The organism is Paenibacillus sp. yr247, assembly GCF_900103825.1.
Classification (GTDB): domain Bacteria; phylum Bacillota; class Bacilli; order Paenibacillales; family NBRC-103111; genus Paenibacillus_E.
On sequence record NZ_FNIF01000002.1, the window covers coordinates 562,720 to 577,048 of the forward strand.

Consider the following 14,329-nt stretch of genomic DNA (forward strand, 5'->3'; position numbering starts at 1 on the left):
TAACTTAAGAGAGGATGATGTGGAGAAACATCCACTTAAATAACTTAAGAAAGGATGATGCGGAGAAAGGTATAGTACGGCGCTCGGGTTTGGCGTTATGAGCAACTTATGAAAGGATGATGTGGACAACCAACGACCTCGAATAAGGTTCGCTGGAACCTTCTATTTGATCATTATCGGGTAAAATTGTATGATTAGAAGTCTTTAGCAGCTCTTATTTGTAACTTTCCATATTAAGATACCTATTTTTATCAGAATAAGAGTCGCTGGAAGCTTCTATTTATCTAATTTGTAATGAAATCAAAGAATTAGCAGCCTTTTGGGGCTCTTATTTGGCTGGTAGCAAACCCCATACAAAAAAGCAGCTGGAAGCTTTACGCTGCCAACTGCTGCTTAGTCACTCTTATTGTTGAGGCTTCTTCATGGTCAAGCTAACGCGACCTTTTTTCTGATCCACGCTGAGCACCCATACTTGGACGATATCACCCACGGAAACCACATCCATCGGGTGTTTCACGAAGCCGTTCTTGAGCTGGGAGATGTGCACCAGCCCATCGTTTTTAATGCCGATATCGACGAAAGCACCGAAGTCGATAACGTTGCGCACCGTGCCGGTCAATTCCATACCCGGCACAAGGTCTTCAAGCTGCAGCACGTCGGTGCGGAAGATTGGCGCGGGGACTTCGTCCCGCGGATCTCGCCCAGGCCGCTGCAGGCTGTCTAAGATGTCCCGCAGCGTCGGGACACCTACGCCCAGCTTCGGAGCCAGTTCCTCTGGCTCCAGCGTCTGCAGCAGCGCTAGCAGCTGCTGTGAACCCAGCTGCGTGAGCTCCAGCCGCAGCTCCTTGAACAGCCGATCCACCACGTCGTAAGACTCCGGATGGATCGGGGTGTTGTCGAGCGGGTTCCGGCCGCCCGCAATCCGCATGAAGCCGACACACTGCTCGAAGGTTTTCGCGCCGAGGCGCGGAACCTTCGACAGCTCCTGTCGGGAGCTGAATTTGCCGTTCTCCTCGCGATACTTGACGATGTTTTTCGCAAGTGTCGCGTTCACGCCCGACACGTACGAGAGCAGTGACGGGGACGCCGTGTTGAGGTCCACGCCTACATGGTTAACGGCCGACTCCACGACGGCCTTCAAGTTCTCGTCAAGACGTTTCTGCGAAACGTCATGCTGGTACTGCCCGACGCCGATCGCCTTCGGCTCGATCTTCACCAGCTCCGCGAGCGGGTCCTGCAGCCTCCGCGCGATCGAAATCGCGCTGCGCTCGGCTACGTCGAGCTCCGGGAACTCCGTCTGCGCCAGCTTCGACGCGGAGTACACGCTCGCCCCCGCTTCGCTTACGATCAAGTACTTGAGCTTCTGCTCCTTGATCTCGCCAATCAGCTCCGCAACAAACTGCTCCGTTTCACGGGAAGCCGTCCCATTGCCAATCACGATCAGCTCTACGCTGTACTTGCTGATCAACTGCTTGAACTTCGCCTTCGCTTCCGCCACCTTATTATTCGGCGGCGTCGGGTAGGTGACGGCGATTTCAAGCATTTTACCGGTGTCGTCAATGACAGCCAGCTTACAGCCTGTCCGGTAAGCGGGATCGACCCCGAGCACGACATGCCCTTTGATCGGAGCTTGGAGCAGCAGATTACGCAGATTTTCGGCGAAAATCTTAATCGCTTGCTCCTCGCCCATCTCGGTCATTTCACCGCGCACTTCGCGCTCAATGGAAGGAGCGAGTAATCTTTTATAAGCATCCTCGATAACAGAGCGAAGCACGTCGCGAACAACCGAATCACCTTTAACGACTTGTCTCACCATATAATCATGAATTTTATCGACGGCAACATCCAAGCCAACCTTCAGGACTTCCTCCCGCTCCCCGCGATTAATCGCTAGAATGCGGTGAGGCGGCAGACGTTTAACAGGCTCTTGATACGCATAATACATCTCGTAAACAGACTCCTGCTTCGCATCCTTGGCTTCCGTTCGCAGAATCCCCTGATCATGCGTATATCGACGCACCCAAGCTCGAATCTTAGCGTCATCCGCGATGTTCTCCGCAAGGATATCCATAGCGCCCTGGATCGCGTCTGCAGCGCTTCCTACCTGCTTGTCCGCGTTCACATAGCGCTCCGCTTCTTGATCCAGCGAGCCTTGACGAGGCTGCTTCCAGATCCATTCCGCTAGCGGCTCCAGGCCGCGCTCTTTGGCAACACTTGCACGCGTCTTGCGCTTTTGACGATACGGTCTGTACAAATCTTCGATTTCCTGCAGCTTCGCAGCGCCTTCAATCGATTTACGCAGCTCTTCCGTCAGCTTACCCTGATCATCAATCAAACGAACAACCTCGATCTTACGATCCTCAAGGTTACGCAAGTACTGCAGCCGCTCCTCGATATCTCGCAGCTGGTTCTCATCCAGCTCACCGGTCATCTCTTTCCGGTAACGAGCGATGAATGGAATCGTATTGCCCTCATCAAGCAGCCCCATCGTCGTTTTCACTTTGCCTGTGGGCAGCTGCAGTTCAGCAGAGATTTGCTTCAGGATCCGCTCCTGGATCTCTGCTTTCTTCTCTTCGGAGAGAACGATTTTTTCCTTAGGCTCATCGTCGTATTTGTTCTTTGTTTCTCTGCTACCCGTTGCGCTATCATCATGTTTGCTCTCAGCGCCATCATCGATTGCGCTATTCACCGCAGCACTGCCCGAAGCATCTTCTACGGCGAAGAACATTTTACTTTTCATCGTATCCAACAAGGTCATTGTCATTCCCCACTTCTATTCCTATGTATGTTTACAAACCAAAAAACGAGGGAACTTATCGCCCTCGTCCGTTCCAGATCCTATTCAAAACTCTATCAGTCCCACACTAATCTGCAAAGCGTCATCAACCTTCCGCATCGTTTCTTCATCCAAATGCGTAATTTTGTCCGTTAGCCGTTGCTTGTCGATCGTTCTGATTTGTTCAAGCAGAATCACCGAATCTCGATCGAAACCGTGCGTTTCCGCATCGATTTCCACATGCGTGGGAAGCTTCGCCTTCTGGATTTGAGCTGTAATCGCTGCAACAATCACGGTTGGGCTAAAGCGGTTGCCGATATCGTTTTGGATCACAAGAACAGGACGAACCCCTCCTTGCTCCGACCCAACTACCGGCGAAAGATCTGCGAAAAATACATCGCCACGTTTCACAATCACTACTTACACCCCGCTTACTAAGCGATCAAGCGTACCGTCCGCTTCTTCCTCCGCTTGAAAAGCTTCAGATGCCATGCTGAGATTTATTTTTGCCATCTCCATATACCCACGCTGCATGGATTCGCGTAGACTGCGCTTTTTGCGTTCAATTAAATACAGCTTCATTGCCTGGCGAATAAATTCGCTGCGATTGGAATTCTCCTTCTCGACAATACCGTCCACTTCTTGCAACAGATTGTCAGGCAAGCTAATCATGATCCTTTTCGTATTATGCGCATTGCTCACACTCTCGCACCCCCAGAAACGATACAAAGACAATATTACCAGTATGTCATCTCAAAAACCAATTTATACAATAGATATATGCATCCAGTATATCAAATATGTTACATCCTTGGATATAAGAATCTTACTCACATAGTATTCGATAGTCTATTACGAAAATCCTCTGTTTCCACTTCAGAACTCACATGGTAAATTAATGAAGCCTAGAACATGCCCTGCATTTAGTAGCGATGCCGCATGAGAGGATTAATGGCATCTACACGTTCGCCGCCCCGAACATACACACGAGCAACCCGATGTGAAATCATACAAGTCATTTCATAATTAACTGTACCGAGCTGACGCGCCACATCTTCAACCGTAATGCGTTCTCCGCCCTGCTCCCCGATCAACACTACTTCATCAAGAGACTGAACGCCCGGCACATCCGATACATTGATCATACATTGATCCATACAGATTCTACCGACAATTGGCACCTTTTTGCCCCGAACAATAACCTCAGCCTTACCCGAAAGCATACGGGAGAACCCATCCGCATAGCCAATCGGCAGTGTCCCAATTTGTTCTTCGCCCTTTGTATGATAAATCGTTCCATAACTAACTCCAGAACCTGGAGGCAGCGTTTTAAGATGAACAATCCCTGTTTTGAGGGTCAGTACGGGCTTTAACTCCACTTTCGCTTGATTCACATCCTCGGAAGGATACAAACCATACATCGAGATCCCTAGACGAACCATCGAATACGTTAAACCCGGCAAATCTATGGCCGCTGCGCTATTGCCTGCATGTATATATGGAAAGTTAATACCTTTATCCGTAAAATAGCTCACAATTCGCTCAAATCTGCGATATTGCTCCATCGTATAGCTCTTATCCACTTCATCTGCACTCGCGTAATGCGTGAACAAGCCCTCAACTTCCACATTCGGCAGTGTCAAAGCTTGCTCAATAAAGGGAATAGCATCCTCTTCCGTATGCAAACCAAGTCGACCCATGCCGGTATCCAGCTTGATATGAATTTTTAACTTCTTTTTGTTCTGCTGAGCCTGCAGCTCCTTAAGGACATCATGACTATAGACAGCGATTGTTACATCAAGCTCACGCGCTCTCTCGACTCCCTCTGGAGGCGTATAGCCTAGTACCAGAATAGGCGCAGTAATCCCCGCATTCCTTAGCTCCAACGCTTCATCAAAGAACGCCACACCTAAGTAATCCACACCTGCAGCCAGAACCTCTTTGGATACTTCAACAGCCCCGTGTCCGTACGCATCCGCTTTAACGACTGCCATCTGTTTCATTCCTGCCGGCAGTACCTTTTGAAAACCTTCAATGTTGCTTCGTAGAGCATCTAACGAAATTTCTACCCACGTGGGACGATAAAAAGCATCCACCAGCTTCACCTCTTTTTCCAAATGCAAAGGACAAGGGAAGGCCCGCTCCTCTGCGAGCAGGACTCCCCCTCCCTATTTCCGATACCGTTCGGACCGATAAACCTATGTTAATCCGAATCACGAAAAACTGTCAACCTTACTTTTCTGGATTCGAGGCTTGGCATCTGGCCAAGATGAAGTGATGTGAAGCAGAAATCATCGGCTGCGCAGAGGTATCCTTCACTTTTTGCCGCATACTCCTTTTTTTTGTGGAGATATTAATTCTATTGGCAAGAAATCCACAGAAAGGATGTTTAATCCATGAAAGGTGCAGCTCGGATCGTTATTCTTAACGTTGTTCTTCTTATCGTTCTTGTTGGGGGCGCCGCGCTTGCGTATTATTTTTACAATCAATCGATTAATTATCTGTCCACGAATAACGCTCAAATTGCAGGTGAGCAGGTAGTTGTCGCTTCCGTATCAACGGCTGGAAAGTTATCAGACTGGTCCGGGGAAGTTGGGAAAAAATATACGCAAGGAGAGCATCTTGGTTCTGTATTAACTGCTACTGAAACAGTAGAAATAACAGCTCCAAAGGCTGGGACGATCGTTCAACAGAGCGCGGTTGTCAATTCTGTTGTTGTTCCTGGCTTACCGCTTGCGTATATGTATGATCTGGATCGATTATGGGTAAATGCTAATGTCAAAGAAACGGATCTAAATGACGTTAAGGTTGGACTTGCTGTAGACGTTTATGTGGATGCTTTTCCAGGCACAACCTTAAGCGGCAGGGTGGAGAAGCTAGGACTAGCGACAGCTGGAACGTTCTCACTCCTGCCTTCATCCAATACGACCGGTAATTATACAAAGGTTACGCAGGTTGTACCTGTTACGATATCGCTCGAAGGCAATCGCGGATTAGGGATTATTCCAGGCATGAGCGTAACTGCACGCATCCATAAGTAAAGGAGCGATCATATGAATGTATACATGATAGGGTATGCCATATTCAGCTTGATCGTTTTGTTTATTGCGAATTGGATGCTCGCCAAAAAGAGACGTTCTCGAGACGCCTTGCCAGTTGGACGCTACTCGCCTTTACCGGAGCCTATAAACACATTCGTGGAGATGTCGGAAGAGCTGAATGGTAATAAGCCGGAAGACAGATCAGATTCCCAAACGAATACGACAAGAACCGCAGAAATAAAGGTTGGGCAGCTGCTCACTGTAGTGCTGCTCGGGGCATTCGTTTCCATTTTAAATCAAACGCTCATTAACGTTGCTATTCCTCAGATCATGATTGACTTCAATGTTACGGCCAATGTCGTTCAATGGTTAACAACCGGCTATATGCTTGTGAATGGGGTCATGATTCCTATTTCAGCTTTTCTTATCGAAAGGTATGGCTCCCGTTTCATGTTTCTCACGGCCATGATCTTATTTACTGTTGGAGCGCTTATTTGTGCGGTTTCTCCCAATTTTATGATTCTCATGACCGGCAGGGTCATACAAGCTTCAGGCGCCGGTATCATCATGCCGCTTATGATGACGGTGTTTTTAACGGTGTTTCCTCCAGAGCAAAGAGGAAAAGCCATGGGGATGATGGGGGTTGCGATGATATTCGCCCCCGCAATAGGCCCCACTCTATCAGGTTGGCTTGTACAAACCTATACATGGCGGCTTTTATTCTATTTAGTCCTGCCAATCGGGTTAATGGATATCATACTAGCTTTCTTCATGATGGGGAATGTGACGAAGATGTCGAAAGTTCGATTTGATTTTTGGGGCTTTTTATTTTCAACAGTCGGTTTCGGAGGATTGCTGTTTGCATTCAGTGAAGCAGGTTCTGCTGGCTGGTTAAGTGTGCGAGTACTCGGAACTATGGTTATTGGAATCGTCAGTTTGATCTTGTTTGTGTGGCGGGAACTTTCCGTCAAAGAGCCTATGATTGATTTACGAGTGTTTACTTATAATGTTTTTACATTAACAACAATTGTAAGCTCCATCGTTAATATGGCGTTGTTTGCGGCGATGATTTTGCTGCCAATCTATTTGCAAAATATACGCGGCTTCACACCGCTGGCCTCCGGATTGCTGCTGCTCCCTGGCGCGATCCTAATGGGAATCATGCAGCCGATCGCTGGAATCATATTTGACCGGATCGGCGCCCGCTGGCTGGCCGTTGTAGGCCTTCTAATCACGACGGCCACAACATGGGAGTTTAGCCGGCTAACCTCGGATACGACATATAGTCAAATCCTGCTGCTTTATAGCTTGCGCATGTTCGGCATGTCATTCATATTGATGACGATCATGACAGAAGGGTTGAACCAACTGCCGCGTTATCTTCATAGCCATGGAACCGCAATGTCCAATACCTTACGCCAGGTTGGGGGTTCGCTTGGCACCGCATTATTAGTTACAGTGATGAGCAGCCGGGCGGATTTCCATATGGAGAATTACAACAACACATTTACGTCTGCCAATCCGGTTATCGTTGGCGAAATAGCCCGATTAGGAAAAGGAATCGCCGCAATGGCTCATATCCCCCTTGCAGCAGGAAACAAGCTAATCTCGATTTTGCTCTTTGCAACCGAGAAGAAGGAGTCTACGATTAACGGAATCAATGATGCTTTTTTAATCGCCACTGGCATCACGGCGGTTGCGCTCGTACTTGCTTTCTTTATTCGCAGGGTAAAACAGCCCTCGTAAAGCGCAAAGAAACAGTCCATGCATCCGAATTACGGAGCATGGACTGTTTTTTCTGACGTAGGGGTTCAATTCACCTTACTTCCCAGACTGCCCCTCCGTCGCCATCGCAACTTTAATCATTTCATTCGTAGGCAGATCACCAGTCGATAATCTGAACTCTACGCCGTCATTGGTCCATGTGAGGGTTTTCTTGCTGTCTCTCTTCTCATCCCCTGTGATCACGCCGATCGTGAACCCAAGATCAACAATGTCACCTGGCTGCAGAGACACCGATTTCGCCTGTGGTCTTACCTCGACGAGACTGAAATTGTACTTCCCTTTGTATCTCAAAAGAACTGCCGCGTCCTCACCAAGCTTCATATCCGTAATGTCCTGCTTCACCACATCTTTTGGCAGATAGGTCGGCTCAACGAGTCCGATACTTTGCGGCTTGCTTGCCGCGGCATTCGACTTCGTCGTATCCGTACTCGCTTTGGCACCTGCAGCCTTCTGGCCATTCTGGGCTTTGCCAGCTGTTTGATCGGATTGACCGCCTGTTGCTGACAGGTTTTTATCTGTTACGGCGGATTTGCCGCCTGTTGTAGGGTGATCAGCATCTGTTCCAATGACACCTGCAATTGTCGGTAAAGTATTCATATTCCAGCTGGTCATATTACGCTCCATTTGGAAATAATCCTTATCGAACTTGGCATCGAACTCAAACTTCGTGAAATTCACCTGCACCATGACATTCTGGTTCGCATCCGATACCTGAACCTGCTTAGGCGCCAGTGTTTTCTTATTCAGCCAAATTTTCTGGCGAGACAATTGTTCATTCTGATAATTCGCTGCAACATCGAACACATAAGTATCATTATCCGTTGTAAATTGGCGATCCTTATCCGCGATTATGCTCTTAGCAAGAGATTGGAACAAATACACCTGTCCTTGATTCTCCGGCCAGTCGCTTTGGAAGCGGAAGCTTTTCTTGAGATGCGGCGTCAACACGAACACGCCCTCCTCATTACGCAATACGATCTGCGTCACATCCTTCTGAGCATTCGTAAGCGAAATGCGGTAGAAATGATCCGGCGAGAACGCTACCTCCACCTGATACTCCTGTGGCTGCTGCCCCGTGTGCAGAATCATGCTCCCTGAAGCCTGATAGCTGCCCGACTTGCTGATCACATGATCCAAATCCTTTACGATAGATCCTGCATCCTTCTTGCCCATCCCGCATCCCGCGAGAACCAATGCTACGCTCATTACCACTGCTATCATCCATGTGACCCGGCGCATTCGATCATCCCCTCACTCATGATTAACATCAACTAGTACATGCATATGAGGGGACTTGGCCGATTATGCAGACGAGTTGGGGCTTGGCCTTGAAAAAGGTTTTGTAATGGAATTATTAAACAATTCATCTGACTTTCAGGTTATATACATAATTTATTCATAATCATATGGCATAATGGTTTTTGGATCGATATCCAAGAACCGGAGGAGTTATTATTGAATAAAAATCAGAGAATCGTGCTCCAAGCATCACGAGGAGCGGCTGCCTTCTTTGTACTGCTGTTTCATACATCAGCCATGTCATTCAAGTACTTTCAATACGACTTTCTAGGGATAAGCGCTATAGGTCGCTCAGGAGGTGTAGATTTCTTTTTCTTACTTACGGGTTTTCTACTCTATCATACATACGGCCATAAAATCGGAACCAAAATGACCGTTCTTCCCTACTTAACGAATCGACTAATACGTATTTATCCCTTCTACTGGTTAATTACACTTGTCGTGCTGCCCGTCTATTTTCTCGTTCCAAGCTTTGGCTACGGGTATGAGACCCATAAAGATACAATCATTAAATCATTCCTACTGCTCCCCCAAGCTCATGGTCCCGTACTGCCTGTAGCTTGGTCGTTAAGTTACTTTGTACTATTTTACTTGGTGTTCAGTTTCCTTATGGCTCTTGGGAGGAAGCCAGCCTACCTCTTCGTTTCCATATGGATGACATTAACCCTCTGCCATTTTCTAAATGTACCGCTGATAGGTGCTGATATTGACCGTCATTTCTATCTAAACTTCCTCTTCAGTGGAGTTAACTTAGAATTTATTGCTGGCTGTTTATTGGCCAAATGGGCAGAGCATCATAGAAATAAACACTACAAACAGTTGATTGTTATAGGCGCACTTGGCTTTGCACTGATATGGTTGAATAATAAGTATCTTCTTTTCCCTTATCACAATTACCTGCTTTACATCATTCCAGCTACATGTGTACTATTAGGCGCTTCTTCTGTTCCTGAGCAGCTTCGGTTGCCTTATTGGGTAAAGAGCTTGAGCAAGCTAGGTAATGCTTCATACACGATTTTGCTAACGCATCTATTATTTATTTCAATTTTAATGAAGCTAAGTGTAAAGATTCATGTGGTCGACCATCTTGGCTACCTTCTTACAGATCTAATTATTATGGCCTTGACCGTTCCCCTTTGCTACATGGTATATAGACTTGCTGAGAAACCGCTTGTTACCGGGCTCAAAAACGCAATAAAGTTAAGTCCTTCCAAATCATCAAATCCTATCTCCTAGGTAAAAAGGCTGCAGTGGCTTCCATTAGCCCGTGCAGCCTCTTTTTTTCTCAGAAAAAGCAATGCAAATTATATGTTCTCGTCTTGTAGTAGAGTAAAGAACTGAAATTTCTTTGCAGGCGAGCTAAGACGCGACTTGGTTCTAGCTGTACCTAGCTTGGATAGGCGCGCATGCGAAAAAAAGCAAGATAAGGTTAGCTAATCTTACTCGTTTATTTTACCAATTTAAGTGTTCGTATGCTTGCCGCATGCTCCATCATCGTAACAGCAATACCTGCAATCTGCTCACCCTGCTATATTTGAACTTGTTTGACCTCTTGCAAATTATCTTCAATTGTTATCAGACGATTCTCGACACCTGTGAGTCGATCCTCAACATTGCCCAATCGCCTGTCTATACTGTCAACCCGATCTTTAATGGCCGTTACATCTGCGCCTATCTCATTCATTCTCCCAAGTATGGCACTTAAAAACTCACGATCTGTCATTTCACCCATCAAATTCAACCTCCTACTCATCAAAAGCTTACTTCCATTCATTATAACTCAGAATCAATTTAAAAAGAATCCTTCCTTTCACATCACCAAAACCATCCACCATCTCATCGACAAAAAGAGACTGCCAAGAGCTATAGCCTCAGCAGCCTCTTCATTTATTAGATACGTCTACCACATGTACATAATACCAGCAATAATGCCAGCCCAAATGAGGGAACCGAACACAACACCAACAATCAAACCTTTGCCAATCGACAAGTTATCATCCTGGTAAGCGTCTTCATGATCGATCATAATAATAACCTCCCCGCATACTAAGTATATGCATAGTATGGGGAAGATGTTGGCGAATCATGCGTTGATGAGAAAAAAATTTTTATGAATTAGTGTTTTGTTTTAAATAATAATTACAAGTCTCTTGCAATCCATCTCTTAGAGTATACTGAGGCTCCCATTTCAAGTCCTTCTTGGCAGCAGAATTATCAAGATAACTATGTAAAATATCCCCTACTCTTATCTCTCTGTAACTTGGATATGTCTCAATATTGCTTAGCCTTGAGATCATTCTTAATAAATCATTGACACTAGTTTGATGATTACAGCTTATGTTATAAATACCCTTACTACCAGAATTTAAAGCAGCAATATTAGCACGTGCTATATCTTTAACATAAATAAAATCTCTTGTTTGTTCACCATCACCATATATTACTGGTTTATGTTCACTTAATAATTTGTCAATAAAAATCGAAATTACTCCTCCTTCTCCTTTTGGGTCTTGCCTAATACCATAAACATTCGCATATCTAAGAATTGTGTAGTCTAGTTTATTTTGTTGCGAAAATACTTCTAAATAATGCTCCGGAGTATGCTTAGAAATACCGTAATACGACAACGGACGAATAGGATGAGTTTCATCAACTGGTAAATATTGCGGATTGCCGTATACGGCAGCTGATGAAGCATAAATAAACTTTCGAATCCCTGAAGATTTACATGCTTCTAACAATTTTATTGTACCAATAACGTTGGTAGAAGCATCAAAAGCTGGATCTTTTATAGAAGATTGAATATCGATTTGGGCAGCATGATGAATAACAATTTCAGGCTTGAATTTCAAAAAGACCTCTAGAGTACGGCTATCTAAAATATCCATTTTAAATACTTCGACTTTTGCATTTACATTCTCTTCACGACCGGTTGAAAAATTATCAAGAATTGCAACTTCATGCCCAAGATCAACAAGTAAATCAACAATATGTGAAGCAATAAAACCGGCCCCACCAGTAACTAATACTTTCATATATCCCCCTGAAACACATAATTAATAAGCATTTTTATTGATAAATCCGTTAATGACTGTTCTCCAAATAATTTTAATATCGAACAAAAAAGTCCAATTTTCAATGTAGAAAATATCGTGCTTGATACGTTCCTCGATCGAAGTATCTCCTCGCAAACCATTGCTTTGCGCCCAGCCCGTAATTCCAGGACGAATATGATGCTTCACCATATACTTCGGCACTTCTTCCTTGAATTGTTCCACGAAATAAGGACGCTCAGGTCGAGGACCGACTACGCTCATATGCCCGAAAAGCACATTAAAAAACTGCGGCAACTCATCTAGACTCGTTTTGCGGAGGAAGGTACCGACTTTCGTTCGCCGCGGATCATTTTCAACCGTCCACTCCGTATTTGAGGCACTCTCTGCCAACACATTCATACTGCGGAACTTATACATCATAAACCTTCTACGGTTAAGACCTACTCGCTCTTGTCTGAAGATGATCGGACCTGGCGATGTTAGCTTAATAGCAATAACGGATGCAATCATAACGGGTAACGTAATAAGAATGGCCACACTGGCGAAAACAATATCAAAAACTCGCTTGAAAAGACGGTTTCGGAACTCATCCAGAGGAATATCCCGCACATTAATCAGCGGCATATCCGCAAAATTGTCGAAATAAGGGCGGGACGGCAAGAAGTCATAAAAGTCCGGTATGATCAGTGTTTTGACGCCAATTTTCTCACAGACATTGATAATACTGCCGAACTTTTGGTGTGCATCTAACGGGAGAGCGATAATAACTTCATCTATGATGAGATCGTTCAAAATAGACTCTAGATCGTCGATCTTCCCTATGATTGGCTTATAGCTCTGATTAGCGAATTCATGTTTCTCCAGATAATCATCAAGGAAGCCGACTACCTCATAACCTAATTCCGGATGCTGTTTCAGCTTTGAATAAAATTGACGTCCCAGCGAGCCGGCACCGAGGATAAGAATGAATTGCTTGTTATAGCCCTTTTGTCTTACGCGTTTCAGCGAAGCTTTGATCATATATCGATAAAAACTGATGAAAAGAATATTATTTACAAGGAATAGTAAAAGATAAGAACGTGAAACATCGACTTCTTTTAAAATAAACAAAACGCTTAACAGCAGCAACAAGCTGATCGAATGGACTTGAATTATTTTCAGAACCTCGTACGAGAACTGCTTCCTTCTCTTAGGTGTATAAAAATTTACCATATAACTAAGTAAAATAGCGATTATCGCATAACTGACACTCCACATCAAGTAATGTTTGAATGGAAGAGGCGCACTGAATGGAATCCAACCGCTTCTAAATTTCAGCCACCATGAGAGTAAGAACACGAGCTGAATACAAATGAAGTCGGCCAGTGCATATAGTTGTGTTAAGAACCCTTGACTCTGTCGAATCAATGTAAATCACCTCGCTTGTCGGAGTTTATTTCTGGCTAAGGAGAGCACAAACTTTAAGCTTACACCTGCATAAACCATCGCATTCGTCAGCCATGAATACTTCTTACGATAATGTTTATTATGAAACAAAATCATAGCCCGGTGGAACTCATATATGATTTTAAAAGGCTTCCTTCTACTGCTTGCGCCTTTGTGATGTACAATTTGAGTGCGAGGGTAATAATAATTTTCCCAACCCGCTTCCTTAATTCTATAGCACCAATCGATATCTTCGCCATACATAAAAAATTCCTCATCAAGCATACCCACTTGCTCAATAGCCTCGCGGCGGATTAACATGAAAGCCCCAACTAGTGAATCAATCGGGTAGGCCTCATCCGGACTTAAATAACCCAATTGATATTGATTGAACCGAGGAATCTTAGGGAATATCTTAGAGAAACCAAACGCATAGTAAAAGGACGCTGAGGGCGTAGGGAAGCCCCTCTTACAGGCTTTGTCTAGTGAGCCGTCTGGAAGTACGATTTTACAACCGCTGGCTCCCACAGTGGGGTTCTCGTCCATGAAACGCAGCAGGACGTCTAAAGTGTCAGGTTGAACGATCGTATCGGAGTTCAAAAGTAGGACATAACGTCCTTTGGCAATGCGGATCCCTTGGTTGTTGGCTCTTGAGAAGCCTACGTTATTCGTGTTTGCGATGCAGATGACTTGCGGGAATTGCTCGTTGACTGTAGGGATTATGCCGTCATTTGAAGCATTGTCGATTAATATGACCTCATAATCGTAATATGTAGCTGACGAAAAAACAGATTCTAAACAAGCTAACGTCAGGTCGCGTGTTTTATAATTTAGTACAATAATACTTAGATCCACTTGAAAACCTCATTTATCATGATTTCATTACACTTATTATAACATGGGTTTATAAATTTTAGATTAAAAAAAGACTAGCATTAGCTAATCCT

General features: G+C 45.0%; 13 protein-coding genes. 3 read left to right on the plus strand and 10 right to left on the minus strand.

What is annotated here, in order from left to right; genetic code table 11:
- Positions 1 to 403 precede the first annotated feature (403 nt).
- From BLT91_RS07385 to alr, 4 genes are all read right to left on the minus strand, one after another.
- The gene (locus BLT91_RS07385; RefSeq protein WP_254776824.1) at positions 404 to 2,758 is read right to left on the minus strand and encodes a Tex family protein; all 2,355 of its coding nucleotides are present in this window, start codon (positions 2,756 to 2,758) and stop codon (positions 404 to 406) included.
- An 84-nt stretch (positions 2,759 to 2,842) separates the two neighbouring features.
- Positions 2,843 to 3,193, minus strand: a complete 351-nt coding sequence (locus tag BLT91_RS07390; protein ID WP_028553893.1) for a type II toxin-antitoxin system PemK/MazF family toxin — start codon at positions 3,191 to 3,193, stop codon at positions 2,843 to 2,845.
- 3 nt (positions 3,194 to 3,196) lie between these two features.
- The gene (locus BLT91_RS07395) at positions 3,197 to 3,478 is read right to left on the minus strand and encodes a CopG family ribbon-helix-helix protein (RefSeq protein WP_028553892.1); all 282 of its coding nucleotides are present in this window, start codon (positions 3,476 to 3,478) and stop codon (positions 3,197 to 3,199) included.
- 221 nt (positions 3,479 to 3,699) lie between these two features.
- Positions 3,700 to 4,872, minus strand: coding sequence for an alanine racemase (gene alr / locus BLT91_RS07400; protein WP_090819820.1), 1,173 nt, complete (start codon positions 4,870 to 4,872; stop codon positions 3,700 to 3,702).
- A gap of 300 nt (positions 4,873 to 5,172) precedes the next feature.
- Here alr and BLT91_RS07405 point away from each other — a divergent pair, with 300 nt between their 5' ends.
- Both BLT91_RS07405 and BLT91_RS07410 read left to right on the plus strand, forming a co-directional pair.
- Entirely contained in the window at positions 5,173 to 5,817 is a 645-nt protein-coding gene (locus BLT91_RS07405) for an efflux RND transporter periplasmic adaptor subunit (RefSeq protein WP_090818819.1), read from the plus strand.
- 12 nt (positions 5,818 to 5,829) lie between these two features.
- On the plus strand, positions 5,830 to 7,563 hold the full coding sequence (locus tag BLT91_RS07410; protein ID WP_090818822.1) for a DHA2 family efflux MFS transporter permease subunit: 1,734 nt from the start codon (positions 5,830 to 5,832) through the stop codon (positions 7,561 to 7,563).
- Between the two features lie 75 nt (positions 7,564 to 7,638).
- Here the strand turns inward: BLT91_RS07410 and BLT91_RS07415 are convergent, their stop codons facing one another.
- Complete coding sequence (locus tag BLT91_RS07415) at positions 7,639 to 8,841, minus strand: outer membrane lipoprotein-sorting protein (RefSeq protein WP_090818826.1); 1,203 nt, start codon at positions 8,839 to 8,841, stop codon at positions 7,639 to 7,641.
- A 216-nt stretch (positions 8,842 to 9,057) separates the two neighbouring features.
- Between BLT91_RS07415 and BLT91_RS07420 the strand changes: the two genes are divergently transcribed.
- Complete coding sequence (locus tag BLT91_RS07420; RefSeq protein ID WP_175532139.1) at positions 9,058 to 10,137, plus strand: acyltransferase family protein; 1,080 nt, start codon at positions 9,058 to 9,060, stop codon at positions 10,135 to 10,137.
- Between the two features lie 292 nt (positions 10,138 to 10,429).
- Here the strand turns inward: BLT91_RS07420 and BLT91_RS07425 are convergent, their stop codons facing one another.
- The 5 genes from BLT91_RS07425 to BLT91_RS07440 all read right to left on the minus strand — a co-directional run bounded on the left by BLT91_RS07425 (position 10,430) and on the right by BLT91_RS07440 (position 14,237).
- Entirely contained in the window at positions 10,430 to 10,633 is a 204-nt protein-coding gene (locus tag BLT91_RS07425) for a hypothetical protein (protein ID WP_090818832.1), read from the minus strand.
- A 168-nt stretch (positions 10,634 to 10,801) separates the two neighbouring features.
- Complete coding sequence (locus BLT91_RS33485) at positions 10,802 to 10,927, minus strand: hypothetical protein (protein WP_302847469.1); 126 nt, start codon at positions 10,925 to 10,927, stop codon at positions 10,802 to 10,804.
- 82 nt (positions 10,928 to 11,009) lie between these two features.
- Positions 11,010 to 11,936, minus strand: a complete 927-nt coding sequence (locus tag BLT91_RS07430; RefSeq protein ID WP_090818835.1) for an SDR family oxidoreductase — start codon at positions 11,934 to 11,936, stop codon at positions 11,010 to 11,012.
- A 21-nt stretch (positions 11,937 to 11,957) separates the two neighbouring features.
- Positions 11,958 to 13,364 carry an undecaprenyl-phosphate glucose phosphotransferase gene (locus BLT91_RS07435; protein WP_090818838.1) on the minus strand — a complete coding sequence of 469 codons (1,407 nt, stop codon included), beginning with the start codon at positions 13,362 to 13,364 and terminating at the stop codon, positions 11,958 to 11,960.
- Positions 13,365 to 13,370: 6 nt separating this feature from the next.
- Positions 13,371 to 14,237 (minus strand): glycosyltransferase family 2 protein, encoded by an 867-nt coding sequence (locus tag BLT91_RS07440; protein WP_090818841.1) that lies wholly within the window; start codon positions 14,235 to 14,237, stop codon positions 13,371 to 13,373.
- Between the last annotated feature and the right edge of the window lie 92 nt (positions 14,238 to 14,329).

Coding starts and splice junctions, on each gene's coding strand:
- BLT91_RS07385 (WP_254776824.1), bottom strand. CDS start 2,758: ATGACCTTGTTGGATACGATGAAAAGTAAAATGTTCTTCGCCGTAGAA.
- BLT91_RS07405 (WP_090818819.1), top strand. CDS start 5,173: ATGAAAGGTGCAGCTCGGATCGTTATTCTTAACGTTGTTCTTCTTATC.
- BLT91_RS07410 (WP_090818822.1), top strand. CDS start 5,830: ATGAATGTATACATGATAGGGTATGCCATATTCAGCTTGATCGTTTTG.
- BLT91_RS07415 (WP_090818826.1), bottom strand. CDS start 8,841: ATGCGCCGGGTCACATGGATGATAGCAGTGGTAATGAGCGTAGCATTG.
- BLT91_RS07425 (WP_090818832.1), bottom strand. CDS start 10,633: ATGGGTGAAATGACAGATCGTGAGTTTTTAAGTGCCATACTTGGGAGA.
- BLT91_RS33485 (WP_302847469.1), bottom strand. CDS start 10,927: ATGATCGATCATGAAGACGCTTACCAGGATGATAACTTGTCGATTGGC.
- BLT91_RS07430 (WP_090818835.1), bottom strand. CDS start 11,936: ATGAAAGTATTAGTTACTGGTGGGGCCGGTTTTATTGCTTCACATATT.